Annotated in this window: 10 protein-coding genes and 2 pseudogenes; 9 read left to right on the top strand and 3 right to left on the bottom strand. The window is 43.9% G+C overall.

Translation table 11 applies throughout. From position 1 onward, the window contains the following. Window positions 1–38: 38 nt before the first annotated feature. The 3 genes from DP114_RS08570 to DP114_RS08560 form a co-directional block, all read right to left on the bottom strand. The gene (locus tag DP114_RS08570; protein ID WP_171975892.1) at window positions 39–2,870 is read right to left on the bottom strand and encodes a TonB-dependent siderophore receptor; all 2,832 of its coding nucleotides are present in this window, start codon (window positions 2,868–2,870) and stop codon (window positions 39–41) included. Window positions 2,871–3,270: 400 nt separating this feature from the next. Beyond that, window positions 3,271–4,272, bottom strand: a complete 1,002-nt coding sequence (locus tag DP114_RS08565; protein WP_169267838.1) for a helix-turn-helix transcriptional regulator — start codon at window positions 4,270–4,272, stop codon at window positions 3,271–3,273. A 151-nt stretch (window positions 4,273–4,423) separates the two neighbouring features. Continuing rightward, a complete protein-coding gene (locus tag DP114_RS08560) occupies window positions 4,424–5,017 on the bottom strand; it encodes an Npun_F5749 family FMN-dependent PPOX-type flavoprotein (protein ID WP_171975891.1) in 594 nt (197 codons plus the stop codon). A 228-nt stretch (window positions 5,018–5,245) separates the two neighbouring features. Between DP114_RS08560 and nrdJ (DP114_RS08555) the strand changes: the two are divergent. The 9 genes and pseudogenes from nrdJ (DP114_RS08555) to DP114_RS08515 all read left to right on the top strand — a co-directional run. After that, window positions 5,246–6,472: pseudogene (gene nrdJ, locus DP114_RS08555) on the top strand (ribonucleoside-triphosphate reductase, adenosylcobalamin-dependent); the annotation flags it as partial. Window positions 6,473–7,060: 588 nt separating this feature from the next. Beyond that, window positions 7,061–8,131 (top strand): annotated as a pseudogene (nrdJ, locus tag DP114_RS08550) (ribonucleoside-triphosphate reductase, adenosylcobalamin-dependent); the annotation flags it as partial. 177 nt (window positions 8,132–8,308) lie between these two features. Beyond that, window positions 8,309–8,536 (top strand): hypothetical protein, encoded by a 228-nt coding sequence (locus tag DP114_RS08545; protein ID WP_169267836.1) that lies wholly within the window; start codon window positions 8,309–8,311, stop codon window positions 8,534–8,536. 396 nt (window positions 8,537–8,932) lie between these two features. Next, complete coding sequence (locus tag DP114_RS08540) at window positions 8,933–9,208, top strand: RNA recognition motif domain-containing protein (RefSeq protein ID WP_169267835.1); 276 nt, start codon at window positions 8,933–8,935, stop codon at window positions 9,206–9,208. Window positions 9,209–9,725: 517 nt separating this feature from the next. Next, the gene (gene fbp / locus DP114_RS08535; protein ID WP_171975890.1) at window positions 9,726–10,775 is read left to right on the top strand and encodes a class 1 fructose-bisphosphatase; all 1,050 of its coding nucleotides are present in this window, start codon (window positions 9,726–9,728) and stop codon (window positions 10,773–10,775) included. Between the two features lie 157 nt (window positions 10,776–10,932). Continuing rightward, on the top strand, window positions 10,933–12,078 hold the full coding sequence (gene tal / locus DP114_RS08530; RefSeq protein ID WP_171975889.1) for a transaldolase: 1,146 nt from the start codon (window positions 10,933–10,935) through the stop codon (window positions 12,076–12,078). 273 nt (window positions 12,079–12,351) lie between these two features. Beyond that, entirely contained in the window at window positions 12,352–13,881 is a 1,530-nt protein-coding gene (gene zwf, locus DP114_RS08525; protein WP_169267832.1) for a glucose-6-phosphate dehydrogenase, read from the top strand. A gap of 94 nt (window positions 13,882–13,975) precedes the next feature. Next, window positions 13,976–15,355: a glucose-6-phosphate dehydrogenase assembly protein OpcA gene (opcA, locus tag DP114_RS08520; protein WP_169267831.1), complete on the top strand. Its 1,380-nt coding sequence runs from the start codon at window positions 13,976–13,978 to the stop codon at window positions 15,353–15,355. A 359-nt stretch (window positions 15,356–15,714) separates the two neighbouring features. Then, window positions 15,715–17,175 (top strand): cobyrinate a,c-diamide synthase, encoded by a 1,461-nt coding sequence (locus DP114_RS08515; protein ID WP_171975888.1) that lies wholly within the window; start codon window positions 15,715–15,717, stop codon window positions 17,173–17,175. The last annotated feature ends 40 nt before the right edge of the window (window positions 17,176–17,215 follow it).

Genomic DNA, 17,215 nt, shown 5'->3' with positions numbered 1-17,215 from the left:
AATCAACCGAACTTGATATAAAAACTTTGATTGCAGTCTTAAAAACTGATTGAAACTGTTCCCAGTACTGTAAACGGTGCCGCCGGACGAATATCACCAAACGTCGTTGACTCGTAATACTTGGTATCTAAGAGATTCTTGAAATTAATCCCCACGCGCCAGTTATCGCGGCGATAAAACACAGCAGCATCGAATCTTCCGTAGGAGGGAATTTTAAAGGTGTTGGGTAGAACGACATCGCGGCTACCCGCAAAAAAGACTCCTGCACCAAATCCGAATCCTTGTAAATTGCCGGATTGAATTTCATAAGTTGTCCATAAGCTGCCGCCCTGCCTGGGAGCACCTGTTAATCTGTCTCCTTTAGGAATGCTCTCATCTTTACTGACAAAGGCATCGTTGTGGAACAAGGACGCAATGATATTCCAACCAGGCAGAATTTTTCCAGCTAGATCAAATTCAATGCCTCGACTGGTGACTTCACCTGTTGCGATCTGGAAATTCTGATCTTGTGCATCGCTAGTCAGCACATTGGTTTTGGTAATCTCGTAAGCAGCTAAGTTGGCAATCAAGCGGCGATCGAGCAATTCGGCTCTGATCCCAGCTTCGTACTGAGTTCCCCGTGAGGGTTCAAAAACTCCTCCGTTTCGATTACGACCAGTATTAGGAACAAAAGACTGACTGTAGCTGGCATATAAAGAAAGCGGTTCTATCGGTTGGTAGACAATACCAATCCGGGGCGAAAAAGCTTCACTGTAAGATTCATCCCGTGTGCTTGCACCCAACGTATTGAAATTCTGATCGATTGGCTGTCTGGTGCTAGCATTATTCACAAAGTCATATCTGCCACCCAGTAAAAGCTTCAGATTGGGCAGCAGGGTTACTTGGTCTTGCAGATAAATAGCAGAGGTTTCGACAAAAGTACCAGATATTGCGTTATCAACACCGCTAAAACCATCAAACACTGTTGGTGCAGGTGCCCCATAGATTGGATTAAACAAGTCGATGGGAGCTACAACAGCTCCAGGAGACAGGGGTGTCTCGGCTTGACCTGCACGCAAACCTGGTTGAAGTGCGTTCAGCTTTGTCCAATCAACGCCAAACAGTAACTTATGTTGAATAGAACCTGTGTTGAAATCAGCAATGAAATTGTTTTGCAGTGAATAAATTTCAATATCGGAGATATCTACGGCGAAGTCTCTGTTGACAGTACGACCATCATCCTGAAGGCCTCGAACCCGAAAAATTCCTGGATTGTTAGAATTAGTAAGTTGGGTAGTGAAGCTGCTACGAAACTCCAGATGCTTGTTAAAGCGATGGGTGAAGTTTAAGTTGATTAAGTGGTTTTCAGAATGTACTTTACTATCACTGTTCGGTTCTCCCAGGAATCGATTGATCGGAGCATTAAAACTTTTTGGATCGGCTGGTAGTCCTGAATAAGTGAGATAATCGGTATTGCTGTAGTTGTACCTCAAGTTTAAGGTCGTTGCATCCCCAATTTTGTAGGTCAAAGTGGGTGAAATAGAAAATGACTCCCCGTTGACAAAATCGACAAAGCTACCAGTACTCTGGTATGCCGCATTCAAGCGATAGAGCAGTCGTTTATCTTCAGTTAAAGGACCGGAAATATCAATCGACGGGTTATAGAAGTCATAATTTCCGATCACAAATTCACCAGAATAGTAGGGTTCGCTCAAAGGCTTCTTGGTGACATAGTTAACGATGCCACCTGGCTCAAGCTGACCATACAGCACAGAACCAGGTCCCTTGAGCACTTCAACCCGTTCAATGCTGTACGGCGAAAGATCGAGTGATCCATATGCTGGAAAATAAAACCCGTCTATAAGGAAGTTCTGCGTTGTAAACCCGCGAATGTTATAGCTGTCTACACTCTGATCAAGATCTCTTTGAACCGTTACACCTGACACATTACTGACTGCATCGGTAATGCGTGTGATTTGTTGGTCTTTAATAACTGTTTGCGGGATAACTTGAATTGACTGGGGAATATCACGCAGTGGAGTGTCTGTCTTTGTGGCAGTTGTTGCATCTGAGGCACTATATCCGTCCTGCTCACCCGTCACCACTAGTTCAATCGGTTCATCACCCTGGGCTGATGGTTGAGTTGGCTGTGTCTGAGTTTGTGGCTGTTGTGATCCCTGCCCTTGCCTTTGGTTTGGGGTGGAGTTTTGCGCAATGGAAGCAGCCGTTGACACGCTGAAGATCAGACCTTCTTTTGGACTGTCATACAATTCAACTGTTGGTGCACTCGCTTCACCTATCACCGTCACTCGGATAGTATTGGCATCAAAGTTAGTCACCGTTATCTCAGTAACACCCGCAATTGGTTTTTGTGAGCGGAATGTGAAGGGTCTGTCACCTGGTGCACGCAGTTGAGCATTTGGAATGTCAACGATGAAGGTATTACTATTTACCTGAGTGCGATTCTGCAGTTGCAACGTAGCAGCTTTGGAAGTTTGTAAAACTAGTTCCAAACCTCTGTTCGTGGGATTTGCCTTCACGAAGCTGACTTGCACGACTGGTGAGCTTGGTGTCGCTTGTGGGGTTGGCGATTGCACCAGCATTTTGGCACTCCTAGCTGGACGTTCTATCTCACTGACTCGCCGAATGTCTGTTATCGGTTTAACCAAGCCGGAATTGGTTGCTAGACGTGATTGTTGATTCTTTGCATCGCCAAGAGCGGGTTCAGTAGGAGCATTGCTACGCTGAGTCGATGTCGTAGTTTTGTCAACCTCACTGACTCGCTGAATCTGTCCGATTGGTTTAACTCGCTCCTTCCCCCACGCAGGTTGAGCAAAAACCACTACACCAGCAAGCCACAAACCAATTAGTGATTGGGGTTGTTTGCGCATAATCTCCTCACACCATAATATTTTTAATATTTTTGTTCCCGGTTTAGAAGGTTTTCACCCACACCAGTTAAGAACATATTTCAAGAAGATTATCTGGATTGGCTGTTTTCCGGAAGACTTATTTAGCTGGTATACGGATTTTTTTTAACGCTCTACGGATTTTTTTATAAATGCCAATCATTTTGCTATGATGAACCCGCATTTTTTAGGTATAGTTAAAAGATTCCCTTTTTTTAAAGTCTGTTTTAACCAGTAAACAAGTGTATGGTGGAAGTTCGGTTCTCTTGGCAATAAACACTAATCAATCAGACTCTTAATGAAATGTGGTTTCTTGACAGTATTCACGGAGCGATCTGCCGCTATGCTCCAGGGAAGCTATCGCCACGTACAAAACTTGATATCACCCACCAATTTTTGACTCATCGTTAAAGCGATAAGATTTAGGATTAACCCCGAATCTTTTCCGAAAAGCGACACTAAAATAACTCTGGTTTTGATAACCAGTCGCACGCGCTATTTCTTTAACGCTCATCTTCCCTTCTAAAACCAGTAAGCGTGCTTTTTCCATTCGCTGCTGGTACAGATAGCCGAATGCAGTTGTACCGAAAACTTGATGAAATCCTATCTTGAGTTTGTAATCGTTTAATCCAACAAGTCGCGCCAGTTGTATTAGTGTTGGGGGGTTGTCTAATTTTTGAATTAAAATGTTTTTTGCTTGATATATGCGTTCTATGTCATCTGGTTTGAGAAGAGTCGATTTTGTTGACTCATGGTTACTCTGGGCTAATTGTTCCAATTTCAAAGCAACTAACTCTAAACATTTACCTTCTAGATAAATTTGTTTGGTTAATCCATGAAAAGGACAGTTCAAAATTTGCTCTAGCGGCAACCGCATCGCCGCAGTGGTAGTATCGACTTGATGATTACGATTACCTTGTTTGTTAGGCTCAAGTAATCTTTTTAATTCTGGAGGAATTTGCTCTGTCCTATTTGTAATAAAACTACTCAATATATGAGGTTTGAAATGAATATCAACCTTGAGAAGCCGCTTCTGTCCTAAAGCTACAACTTTGGTATCAGTACCATAGAAACCATCGCTATAAATGAAATTTTTGCCAGCATCGAGACAGTTGTAATTTCCAGCCAGGTGAAAACCAATTTCCGTTTCATCAACATACATTTCCTCAGATTTGCTTTCAAAAATCAAATCATCGTGGAATTGCTCATCAATAATCATCAAGCTGATATCACGTAGTTCAATGCAGCGCTCGTACCCTCTGCCAAACTGTGGTGGACAAATATAACTGACATCAGAACTGTCGCTTGGATCGCTTTGCTGAATATTTTTGTTGTTATCATACCAAAGTTGGTAGTAGTCATCTACAGAAATGGTTGACGCCATTATATATATTTTTTTAAATGAAATTAATATGCATTAAGCATATCACCGCTTCTACACCTAAGGAATATCTGCTTTGTACTTAGTTAGCTTGACTGTGCTAGAAGTAGAAGCGATTCGACAGCAATTAAACTTCAAGGAAAGCAAAAATTATTTACGGATTAATCGCAGTTGTAGACCAATTCTGAGAATTATCTCTCAGATAACACCAACGATTTTGGGGATCGCCACGCAATTCTAAATGATCCACTTGCACGGGATCGAGCAATAACAAGCAAAAGTTTTGTGGAGGATGAGCGGGATCAGCAACAGAAGATGAGAAAGCTTCTTGATCATCTCTAGGTTTTCCAGGATGGGGCCAAGCAAATTGTACACGACCATTGTCTGAAAGGTCTTGCCACGTTTGCTGACGAGCTTTTTGCAGTTCTGAGTCAGGATGATTGGCGTCGATGAGAGACAATTGTCCAGCAATGCGGAACTGTTCGCGAGTAATAGTAAAGTACCAGCAAATTTCTGCCCAAGGTTGATGGAGTATTTGGTCGAATTTTTGGCTGCGTGTGTCAACGATAATTTTTAGCAAATTAGTATCGCCTAGAAAGCCGCGAAACACAACAGTGCGATTAGCTGGGCGTCCGTCAGTTTGGACTGTTGCAAGTTGAAAGTAGCGGGAGTATGGCTGGCTACGGTTACGATGAAGGGCACGGCCAAGAGGAGAACGCCAAGGAGCAATAGGTAATTCAAAATTCAAAATTTAAAATTTAAAATTCAAAAAGAACAGAGTCGGGTGCTGGCAAACATTTTGCCTGTGAACTGTGTGCAAATCAAAGGTGTGACAGCTTAGATATAGGAAAATTATACTGCAATCAGTCTAGCCAGGCACACAGCGCAAATCTTACAATTTTTCAATCTTTATCTTCTCATTGCACTTGGCGTATAGTCATAATCTATGTCGGTGAGCAACAAGGCTTGATTATCTATGGTTCGTGAACTTGAAAAGAAACGCCAAGGTGCAAAATTTCCAGAAACTGCCCCAGCTGCTAATCCAGTGTTTTTTAGAACCTATAGCCGTCGTCAAGAGGCTGGAGTGAGAGAGACTTGGGATCAGGTGTGCGATCGCACTATCGATAGCTTCATCACTCTTGGTAAATTACTTCCACACGAAGCTGATATCATACAACGGATGCAGCGAAACTTGAAAGCATTACCCAGCGGACGTTGGTTATGGGTTGGCGGCACAAATTGGATCGAAGAGGAACAAAACTTTTCTGGGGCTTATAACTGTACGTCTACCAACCTGCAAGACTGGAGTGCTTTCGGGTTGATGATGGATTTAGCAATGATGGGCTGCGGGACTGGAGCAGTTTTAGAACCACAATATATCAACAAGTTGCCCCCTATCCGTAATCACCTTCATGTACAAGTGCAAGGTGAAATTGGTACGACTCCTCCTAGTCAGCGTCGTGAGCAGACAGAAGTCAAAATAGAGAGTCATCTTGTCACTATCTATGTTGGAGATAGCCGTCAAGGTTGGGTGCAATCTTATCAAAGTTTGTTGGAACTTTCAACCGATGAACGATTTTCACAAGATGTTCAAGTTATTGTTGATATTAGCGACGTACGTCAAGCAGGAGAGCCACTCAAGGGTTTTGGAGGAGTTGCGAATCCTGTAAAATTACCAGAACTGTATGAGCATTGTGCATCCATTTTGAATAAAGCTGTTGGACGACAGTTAAATTCTGTTGAGTGCTGTTTATTGATTGATGAAGCAGCTGTCACAATTGTTGCCGGTAATATTAGGCGCTCAGCTGGAATGCGTCAAGGCTCAAGTGAGGATAATTTGTTTGCAGATGCTAAGGATAATCTTTGGCAGCAGGATGAAAATGGTAATTGGCGCATCGATCCAGAGCGTGATGCTTTAAGGATGGCAAACCATACAAGAGTTTTTCACCAAAAGCCCACATTAGAAGAATGTATTGATGCTGTCCGCAAACAGTATTACAGTGGTGAAGGTGCAATTCAATGGGCTGGTGAAGCTATCGCTAGAGCTAATTGTGACCTTTTGAAAAATCACGAACACAAAGTAGATTTTCTTAAGGCTTACACTTTGGGGAAAGCCAAAGATTGGTTGCAAGAGAATTACCCTCAAATTCCGGAAAGTGAACTAGAGCATCGCTTGGCTCGTTACGCTTTAAATCCGTGTGGTAGATAATTTTGCCTCACGTTAAAAACCGGGGAAATTCAAGGAAGGCTAAGCAGAAAAAGTGAGTTTTTAATTGTTATTTAAATTTTGAAAAACTATTATTAACTAACTATGAAATGACTCATTCATTACTGTATGCTAATCTTGAGCTAACCTTATTATTTAAAAGTCTAAGGTAGTGCAACGCATAGGAGTTGAACCTTTTCACCACATAGTTAAGCAGTGATACAGCAATCCTAGATAAGTCGTGAACAAAAAAATGAACCGCAAAGGCGCATAGACACGTAAGCGCAAGCGCACGCCCAGAGGGCGAACGCGCAGCGTGTCCCCTTGGGACTCAGTGGCTTCCCGCTGTCTTTGGACGCAAAGAAAAGAAAGAGAACAAGAGGATGATGTTCATATCCTATTTAGGAAGGCTGTAACTGATAACTGATAAGTGAAGAGAATATAATACCCCCACGAGTCCCCGGCTACAAAATGGTAGAAAAGTTATGCTGAACTGAACTGGAATTGACCAGTTGTATCCCAGCAATGGCTATGAGGGAAACCTCCAGAACTAAGGGATAAAAAGCCTTTAGGATAACAAAATTGGAAATTATTGGCTCAAATTTTCATTGCAATCTCTCAGAAATTCACCTCAACCAAATTGATCCAAATAACTACAAAGAACAGGAAGAAGCTTTCACCGCTGGTGCACTTTCTGCAGCAGCACTTCTACATCACAATTTTATTGAAGCCCGTTACCAGTACAGCCGCAAATTAGACCCAATTGTCGGTGTTTCTTTTACTGGGTTATTTGATTTCTTTGTTCATGCTTTTGGGGTTGATTGGTTACGTTGGTGGGAAAAAGGAAGACCTGCAACTGCTGAAGGATTGGTGTTTAAGCGTCAAGAGGAGGAATACTTAAGTTTTTGGAAACAGACTGTACATCGTGTTGTTTGGGATTACTGCGATCGCCACGGTTTAAAACGTCCAAACCGCTGCACCACAGTTCAACCAAGCGGTACCAAGTCTCTGTTAACAGGTGCTAGCCCGGGATGGCATCCCCCCAAAGCACAAAGATTTATACGTCGTATTACCTGTCGCAAAAATGATCCCGTAGCGTTGGCTTGTCTTGAGTATGGGTACAGTATTATACCCTCCCAATCAGATAAAGATGACGACGGTACATTGTTGAATGACCCCTTCGATCCGCGAGTTAGCGAATGGTTGGTCGAAATCCCAGTTGCTGTATCTTGGGCTGATTTACCAGGTGCTGATAAAATAGATATCAGTCAATTTAGTGCGATCGCCCAAATAGATTTCTACATGCAGGTACAGAGATTTTATGTCACACATAACACCTCTGCCACCATTGAGTTACGAGAAAATGAGGTTGAAACTTTAGGAACTCGGATATACGAAGCCATCAAAAATGATGAAGGCTACATCAGTGCTGCACTTCTGGCACGGTTTGACGATCTTCAAACTTTTCCTCGCTTACCTTTTGAGCCGATAACAAAAGAACGGTACGAACAGTTGATGAAAGAAGTGGAAATGCACCGCAAAACAGAAGACTTTCATGCTGTTTTAAGCCGCTATGATTTCGGCGACTTAATCGAAGCAGGACCAGCAGGTTGCGACTCTGATAAGTGTATGATGCCTGAACAAACCTTGATGTAAATAATCAGGCAATTTGCTCTTAGAAGTTCCCCCTTGTTTAACCGCTTTATATCCCGTCACCAAGCCTTAGGCTATGGTGCGGGGCTTAGGGCGAAGAAGCTAACGATCAACTAGAAGTTAAAAGAGATCTTGAGTTACGATCGCCTTAACAAAGGTCATTTTTAAAGGAGAACCTTCATGTTCGTTGATGAATTGAAACCAATATTTCAACAATTCACCCACCATCCACTTTCTTTTCTAGGCGGTTTCGTTTCCGGTTTGCTACGACTCAACCTTGCTGACGATCCTGTTAAAAGCTGGCTCAGTGAGCAACTCAACTCAAGTAGCTATACGACTTTTACCACTCAATCTGCTCAAGCACAGAACGGCAAAGCTGGTGGCCCTCAGTCGATTAGCATTGAATAAAGTTCAAATATACCAAGATTTTTGGAGATATCACCGAAATCAGTAAAGATACTAAGCAAAGCTTAGTATCTTTGCAATAAACGGGTAAAAAAATAAAACAAAACTTGATTGACTATAGATTGTACTATAACCTATAAGTTAAGCTAATTGCAATTGCTCTGCGATTGTAAAATCTCATACTGAGAAAATTGACAAAATCAGTTATCATATGTAGCGTATGCGAAAATTCACTCCAACCGCTGGCGAAGTCGTAATAATGTTCAACTTCGTTGAATTTTTTACCTGCAATCTTTGCTATTGGTGAGTCAGGCGAAAGGCAACCAGTTTCGGCTGTTTGTTTGCTTGCTTGCTTGAAAGCTGAATTATTCGCTATTCGTTGCGACTTACGTGATTCACATGACTATTTACGTTGGAAATCTCTCCTACCGCGCCACAGAAGCAGATTTAAGAGTAGTATTTGCAGAATATGGCGAGGTCAAAAGAGTTGTCTTACCTACTGACCGCGAAACTGGCCGCTTACGCGGTTTTGCGTTTGTAGACATGAGCGAAGACTCCCAAGAGGATGCAGCTATTACAGCACTAGATGGCGCTGAATGGATGGGTCGTCAACTCAGGGTTAATAAGTCTAAACCGCGCGAGGAGGAGCGACGAGGTAGTTGGGTTAAAAGATAATAGTCTCAAGAGCGATGAATAATCATAATAACAGATTGTTTTCTAGTTATGCAAGCTATTTATTGCTGAAATATCTAGAAACAACAAATTAAACAATTCGCTAAAGTCAAAAGTGATGCCCGACTTTGTTGTGACTCCAAAATCATAGTCATGATGAGTCGGCTTTTCCAACCTTAAACAGGGAACGCTTAACAGGGAACACCCGAACGCTTAACTCTTAATAGGGAAGAAGGGAGATGGTGTTTCTTTCATTCCAGGCGTGTCAGCGCATACCTCGATCAATCACAAAAACTAATATTGTATCTAAATTTTCCGCAAAACTGAGTAGAGTTACTCAAATATATCATTCGAGACACATGACTCAGCGTTGTATAGACTCATATTTCATTCATTTCTTTAGTTTATCTAAAATCACATTCAAGTTGTCAAATTACCTTTCTAAGATAGAGGCAGCAACCACAAGTTGCAACGGATGGGATCAACCCAATAAACACCTAGTCTCTAGGGAGGTTAAAAAATGGCCAGAGCGCCGGAATCTTTGGAGTTAAATACGAACGTTGTGGCAGACAAGGCGTTAGATCGGGATTGTACAACATTATCCCGTCATGTTCTGCAGCAACTTCAGAGCTTCTCACCTCAAGCACAGGATCTGAGTGCGCTCATGAATCGGATCGCCCTAGCTGGCAAACTGATTGCTCGTCGCCTCAGCCATGCAGGTTTAATGGAAGGGGTTCTCGGATTTACAGGGGATGTCAATGTGCAGGGAGAATCCGTCAAAAAGATGGATGTCTATGCCAATGATGTGTTTATCTCAGTTTTCAAGCAAAGCGGTTTAGTTTGTCGCCTCGCTTCTGAGGAAATGGAAAAACCCTATTACATTCCAGAAAACTGCCCCATAGGTCGTTACACTCTTTTGTATGACCCCATAGATGGCTCATCCAACACCGATACAAATCTCAGTTTGGGTTCGATTTTCTCAATTCGGCAACAGGAAGGAAGTGATCTCAATGGTGAAGCGGCTGATCTGCTAGCTTCTGGACGCCACCAACTTGCAGCAGGGTACATATTATATGGCCCTAGCACAATGCTAGTCTATACTATTGGTAGGGGAGTTCATTCGTTTACCCTTGACCCTAGTTTAGGGGAATTTATCCTGACTGAAGAAAACATCCGGATTCCTGAACACGGTCCTGTATACAGCGTAAACGAGGGCAATTTCTGGCAGTGGGATGAGTCGATTCGGGAATATGTCCGCTATGTCCACAGAACAGAAGGCTATACCGCTCGCTATAGTGGGGCAATGGTAAGTGATATCCACAGAATTTTGCTTCAAGGCGGTGTATTTCTCTACCCAGGGACACTTCCGAAACCAGAAGGTAAACTGCGCTTACTCTATGAATCTGCTCCCTTGGCTTTTGTTATTGAGCAAGCAGGTGGTCGCGCAACTACTGGACACATGGATATCTTAGAGGTAGTAGCGAAAAAACTACACCAGCGCACACCTTTAATTATTGGAAGCCCAAAAAATGTTGCAAAGGTAGAGTCTTTCATTCAAAACGGTCACTAGAAGAGCGTAGAAAGCGCAGTTGAAGGTGTAGTAGGCACCTCAGGCATAACCAAGTGATTAGTCGTTAGTCGTCATCAGTGAGTAAAACGACTAACAACTAACAACTTGACAAACGTCACTTAGATACATTAGAAGCAGGAGTCAAACAAATACAGCTATGGCAACTAATCAATTACTGGAAATCAAAAACTACGGTCAAAGTATCTGGATGGATAATTTGAGCCGTGATATTATTCAATCTGGCGAACTCAAAGACCAGGTTGAAAACAAAGGCATCTGTGGGATTACCTCCAATCCAGCCATCTTTGAAAAAGCGATCGCCGGAAACGCGATTTATGACGCTGATATAGAAGCAGGAATCAAGGCTGGATTACCAACAGAGAAAATTTACGAATCGCTAGTTTTTGCAGATATCCGCAACGCCTGTGATATCCTACGCCCGGTTTATGATGCAACCGATGGATTGGATGGTTACGTCAGCATCGAAGTTCCACCAAGCATTTCTGATGATACACAGGCAACAATCAAAGAAGCCCGTCGCTATTACCAAGAAATTGGTCGGGAAAATGTCATGATTAAAATTCCTGGTACAAAAGCGGGTTTACCTGCAGTTGAACAAGTCATCGCTGATGGCATTAATGTCAACATTACGCTGTTGTTCTCTGTTGACAGCTACATCAAAACAGCTTGGGCTTACATTACTGGTTTAGAAAAACGGGCAGCCGAAGGTAAGGATATTAGCAAAATTGCCTCTGTGGCAAGCTTCTTCCTCAGCCGGATTGACTCGAATATTGATGGTAAAATTGACGCAAAATTAAAAAAAGGCGTTGATGATATTGCCCTGGAAGCTAAGCTTAGAGATGTCAAAGGAAAAGTAGCGATCGCCAACGCGAAAATTGCTTACCAAGAATACAAAAAGATTATTCAGACAGACAGCTGGAAAGCATTAGCAGCCAAGGGAGCAAAAGTACAGCGCCTCCTGTGGGCAAGCACCAGCACCAAAGACCCCAGCTACAGTGACGTGATGTATGTTGATGAACTCGTAGGTCCGGACACTGTCAACACCTTGCCACCTGCCACAATTGAAGCTTGTGCTGACCACTGCGACGTCGCCAGCCGCATTGAAACAGGCACAGAAGAAGCTTATAACCTGATAGAAAGCCTCAAAGACCCAGACATCAACATTGATATCAACAAAGTCATGGACGAACTGCTCGTTGAAGGTATCGATAAGTTTGTCAAGCCCTTTGAATCACTGATGAACTCCCTGGAAAGCAAGGTTAAACAGTTGTCTCCTGTGTAAGAACTTAACAGTTATCAGTTATCAGTGAACAGTGAGACCAGTGCAGCAGGAGGGTTTCCCTCCGTAGGCAACTGGTGAGACAGCGCTGCAGGAGGGTCTCCCTCCGTAGGCGACTGCGAACCCGAAGGGCGAACCCGAAGGGTTATCAATTATTTGATAACTGATAACTAGTTGACAACTAACGACTAACAATTCCTATTGTCCCTAATCCCCAAAAGGGACAATTTCCCCAATTTCTAATCGCAAATCTTACATCCAAACCCCAAAATTGTTATGGTCAGTCTGCTAGAAAATCCCCTGCGGGTTGGTCTGCAACAGCAACGGATGCCGGAACCTCAGATTATAACTATCTTTGGTGCTTCCGGTGACCTGACTTGGCGCAAACTCGTACCAGCACTGTACAAACTGCGACAAGAACGACGCATTCCACCAGAAATCACCATTGTTGGCGTAGCACGTCGCGACTGGAGCCATGAATACTTCCGCGAACAAATGCGCAAGGGCATGGAAGAAGCTCATGGCGGTGTCGGTGCGGAGGAACTCTGGCAAGACTTCTCCCAAGGTCTGTTCTACAGTTCTGGTGATATGGATAAGCCAGAAACTTATCAGAAACTCAATAAATTATTGAGTGAGTTAGACGAGAAAAGGGGAACACGGGGAAACCGGATGTTCTACCTGTCTGTGGCACCAAATTTCTTTCCAGAAGCAATCAAGCAACTTGGCTCACAGGGGATGCTGGAAGACCCCGACAAACATCGTCTAGTCATTGAAAAACCTTTTGGTCGCGACTTGGCATCAGCCCAAAGTCTGAACCGAGTGGTGCAGAAATATTGCAAAGAACAGCAAGTCTACCGGATTGACCACTACCTCGGGAAAGAAACAGTTCAGAATCTATTGGTGTTTCGCTTTGCCAATGCGATTTTTGAACCCTTATGGAATCGCCAATTTGTTGATCACGTTCAGATCACTGTGGCAGAAACTGTGGGAGTTGAAGACAGAGCTGGATACTATGAAAGCTCCGGCGCACTGCGGGATATGTTGCAAAACCACCTGATGCAACTTTTTTGCATGAGTGCGATCGAACCTCCCAATTCCCTAGATGCTGAGAGCATCCGTACGGAAAAAGTGAAGGTGCTCCAAGCCACGCGATTAGCTGATGTCCAAAATCTCCACCGTTCTGCAGTACGGGGTCAGTATAATGCTGGGTGGATGAAGGGTAAACCTGTGCCTGGTTATCATGAAGAACCCGGAGTTGCTGCAAACTCCACAACACCCACGTACGTGGCGGTGAAGTTTCTGGTTGATAACTGGCGCTGGCAAGGAGTTCCGTTCTACTTGCGTACTGGTAAGCGGATGCCAAAAAAAGTCAGTGAGATTTCCATACACTTCCGTGAAGTTCCTTCGCGGATGTTTCCATCTGCAGCTCAACAAATGGCTGGTAACATTTTGGCAATGCGGATTCAGCCTAACGAAGGAATTTCTCTACGCTTTGAGGTCAAGATGCCAGGAGCGGCATTCCGTACCCGTTCCGTTGACATGGACTTTACTTATGGTTCTTTTGGTATCCAAGCAACTTCCGATGCCTATGATCGCCTGTTTTTAGATTGTATGATGGGCGACCAGACATTATTCACACGGGCAGACGAAGTGGAAGCTGCTTGGCGGGTGGTGACACCAATCCTTTCCGTTTGGGATACGCCAAGTGACCCCGCGTCCGTTCCCCGATATGAAGCTGGCACTTGGGAACCAGCCGAAGCGGAGTTGTTAATTAACCAAGATGGTCGCCGTTGGCGCAGATTATAGAAGAATGAAGGGTAAAGGATAGAAATAAAATTTTTTCTCCTTTATCCTTCTGCAACTCATACTTCATAACTTCATACTTCATACTTCAATTGTTATGACTTCCCAAGCTTCTACAATTTTTTCACTTCAAGCTCCCAAGGATGTTTCGCTGACAGATATTGAAGCGGAACTAAGTCAGATTTGGCAAAGTTACGGTATTGCAGGTGAAGATGGCGCACTTCCTGCTGCCACTCGCGCCACAACATTTACTTTGGTTGTTTACGAACCCGAGGAAACCCAGTATCTATTGGCTGGTTTGGGACTTTACAAAGGTCCTATTGATGGTATTCTCGGTCCCCAAACACAAGCAGCGTTGCGAGAAGTACAAAAAACTCATGGTTTGACAGAGACAGGAATAGCAACAGAAGAAACGCTTGCTGTCTTGCGGCAAGAACTCTCCAAACGTCAAAGTAATGGGGCAACTGTCCAAAACGGTTCTAATGGTGGATCTTATGCTCCAGATGCCAGTAGCCCTCGAATTGCTGATGAAATTGCCATCCGTAACCCCTGTCGGATTATTGCCCTGTCTCCAATAGGTGGCGAAGATGTAGGGGTAACGGCTCAAGTCTCTGCCTACTGCCCAATTCAAAAGCAGTCCGCAAGTGCACTCGTTTGCTGTGAATACATTACTTTCACAGGAACGGCTGCTGCTTTAGAACGGGTTGGTGGGATGATTCAAGCATTGTTAATTGGTGGCTTGCCCAAGTTTCTCTGGTGGAAAGCAACACCAGACCTTAACAACGGTTTGTTCAAGAGACTATCGGCAGTTTGTAACAATGTGATTGTGGACTCCTGCTACTTTAACAAGTCAGAAACTGATTTGCTCAACTTGCAACAGTTGGTAGAATCTGATATTCCACTCGCTGATTTGAACTGGCGTCGTCTTTCTGGATGGCAGGAATTAACAGCCGAAGCTTACGATCCACCCCAACGTCGTGCTGCCTTAGTAGAAATCGACAGAGTTAACATTGATTATGAAAAAGGCAACTCCGTACAAGCACTGATGTTTTTGGGTTGGCTAGCAAGTCGCCTAGAATGGCATCCTGTTTCTTATCAAAAAGAAAGCGGAGATTACGACATCACGAAAATTCAGTTTCTTGCACAGAATCAACGGCAAATAGAAGCAGAGTTAGCAGGAGTCCCAGTTGGTGATGCGGGTGACATTCCTGGTGATTTGATTGCATTGCGGCTTAGTTCCACAAATCCAGAGGCAAACTGCGGAACTCTGATCTGTTCAGAAACTGGTGGTTGTATGCGGATGGAAACACAAGGTGGTGCCCAAGCTAGTGGTGTGTTTCGACAAGTGACTTCACTTTCCGAGCAAAAAGCAGAAGTTTTACTCAGCCAACAGGTGCAACGCTGGGGTCATGAGGCACTTTTTGAAGAAGGTCTCGCACTTACAGCTCAAATGCTCAAGTTGGGAGCAAAACGTTAGTCGTTAAGACCTCACCCCGCCCTTACGGCACCTCTCTTCTTCGTTAAGACCTCACCCCGCCCTCACGGGCACCCCTCTTCTTCGTTAAGACCTCACCCCGCCCTCACGGGCACCCCTCTCCTTATAAAGGAGAGGGGATAATTATGAGAATATTTCACAAAGTTGTATAAAAGTCAATAGCTTTAAGAAGAACGCAAAACACAGAATATCCCCACGGATAAAGTCCTCTTGATTTAACTGTTCAAAAACCCTTCGGCTGCGCTCAAGGCAAGTCGCTTAGGGTCAGCCTGTGCTTATAATTAATTCTGAGTTCTGACAACTGTGTTCTGAGTTCTTTTTTGGTAACTTTTAACTTCTTTATGGCTTTAGTTATTGCAGGAGAACGCAGTGGGGTGGGCAAGACGACAGTCACGCTCACCCTTTTGGCGTCTTTGTGTCAACGAAGTAGACAAGTACAATCTTTCAAAGTTGGTCCGGATTACATCGACCCGATGTTTCATCAGCACGTCACAGGTCGCGCTTGTCGCAATTTAGACCCTGTGCTGACATCAGAAGAGTACATTAAGCAATGTTTTACTCATAACTCTCAGCTAAGTGAATATACTTTAATCGAAGGAGTGATGGGGCTGTTTGATGGAGTTACTCCACCTCAACCCCTCCCCAAGCTCTGGGGTGGGGCAAATGACTTTGCTAGTACGGCTCATATAGCGCGGTTACTGAATTTACCTGTAGTATTGGTGATAGATTGCAGTCGGTTGTCTGGTTCTGTGGCTGCGATCGCACACGGTTATTGCTCATTTGACCAAAAAGTCAAAATTGCTGGGCTTGTACTTAATCGAGTGGGAAGCGATCGCCATCTATCCCTTCTCAAAGATGCCCTAGAACCTCTCCAATTACCGATTCTTGGGGTGTTGCGGCGTGAGGAAAATATTACAATTCCAGACCGACACCTGGGTTTAGTACCGACAGCAGAACTTCCTCAACTACAAGCTTTAATTGACCGACTCGCCCATTTGGGAAATACTTGCTTTGACTGGGAACGGTTGTTACCACTTTTAACGACAGAGGAGACGAGAACGAGACAGGGAGAGAGTCAAAGAAACAGGGAAGTTATTCCCTCACTCCCTCACTCCCTCACTCCTTCAGTCCCTCACTCCCCACTTTCCATAAGGATTGCTGTGGCGCGCGATCGCGCTTTCAATTTCTATTACCAAGACAATCTTGACTTGCTACAGCAGTTGGGTGCAGAACTGGTTTTTTGGAGTCCTTTAGAAGACGCTGGATTACCAAAAGACGTGCAAGGAATGTATTTTGGCGGTGGTTTTCCAGAAGTCTTTGCCCAACAGCTAGCCCAAAACAGCACCACCCGTGATGCAGTGAAAACAGCAATTCTCTCTGGAATGCCTACCATTGCTGAATGTGGCGGATTAATGTATCTATGCGAGCAAATCGTCGATTTTGAGGATAAATCTTGGTCAATGGTAGGAGTATTGCCTACAACAGCCGTGATGGGTAAGCGTCTTACCTTAGGGTATCGTCGAGCAGTTGCTTTACAGGATAGTCTGTTGGTAAGTGCAGGTGCAACCGTTTACGGACATGAGTTTCATCGTTCCCGCTTAATTTCAACTCCCAATTCGCCATTGTTTCAAACTTATCGCTACGACTCCGAAGAATCCACAGGCGATGAAGGGTGGAATTTGCTTCCATCTCTACATGCTTCCTACATTCATCAACATTGGGGAGATAGTCTAGATATTCCAAAGCGATTTTTAGAGGAGTGTTGTGTATTTCAATTGACTAAAATCTCGTGTACGCATTAACTTACTCCCTTCCCGCCAGAAGAATAGCTAATTTAACGAT

This window comes from Brasilonema sennae CENA114 (assembly GCF_006968745.1).
GTDB lineage: Bacteria > Cyanobacteriota > Cyanobacteriia > Cyanobacteriales > Nostocaceae > Brasilonema > Brasilonema sennae.
This window is presented reverse-complemented; position numbering and strand designations above follow the sequence as displayed.

Excerpts from the sequence above, each read along its gene's own strand:
- DP114_RS08570 (WP_171975892.1), bottom strand. The coding sequence starts at position 2,870 with ATGCGCAAACAACCCCAATCACTAATTGGTTTGTGGCTTGCTGGTGTA.
- DP114_RS08565 (WP_169267838.1), bottom strand. The coding sequence starts at position 4,272 with ATGGCGTCAACCATTTCTGTAGATGACTACTACCAACTTTGGTATGAT.
- DP114_RS08545 (WP_169267836.1), top strand. The coding sequence starts at position 8,309 with ATGTTCGTTGATGAATTGAAACCAATATTTCAACAATTCACCCACCAT.
- DP114_RS08540 (WP_169267835.1), top strand. The coding sequence starts at position 8,933 with ATGACTATTTACGTTGGAAATCTCTCCTACCGCGCCACAGAAGCAGAT.
- fbp (WP_171975890.1), top strand. The coding sequence starts at position 9,726 with ATGGCCAGAGCGCCGGAATCTTTGGAGTTAAATACGAACGTTGTGGCA.
- tal (WP_171975889.1), top strand. The coding sequence starts at position 10,933 with ATGGCAACTAATCAATTACTGGAAATCAAAAACTACGGTCAAAGTATC.
- zwf (WP_169267832.1), top strand. The coding sequence starts at position 12,352 with ATGGTCAGTCTGCTAGAAAATCCCCTGCGGGTTGGTCTGCAACAGCAA.
- opcA (WP_169267831.1), top strand. The coding sequence starts at position 13,976 with ATGACTTCCCAAGCTTCTACAATTTTTTCACTTCAAGCTCCCAAGGAT.
- DP114_RS08515 (WP_171975888.1), top strand. The coding sequence starts at position 15,715 with ATGGCTTTAGTTATTGCAGGAGAACGCAGTGGGGTGGGCAAGACGACA.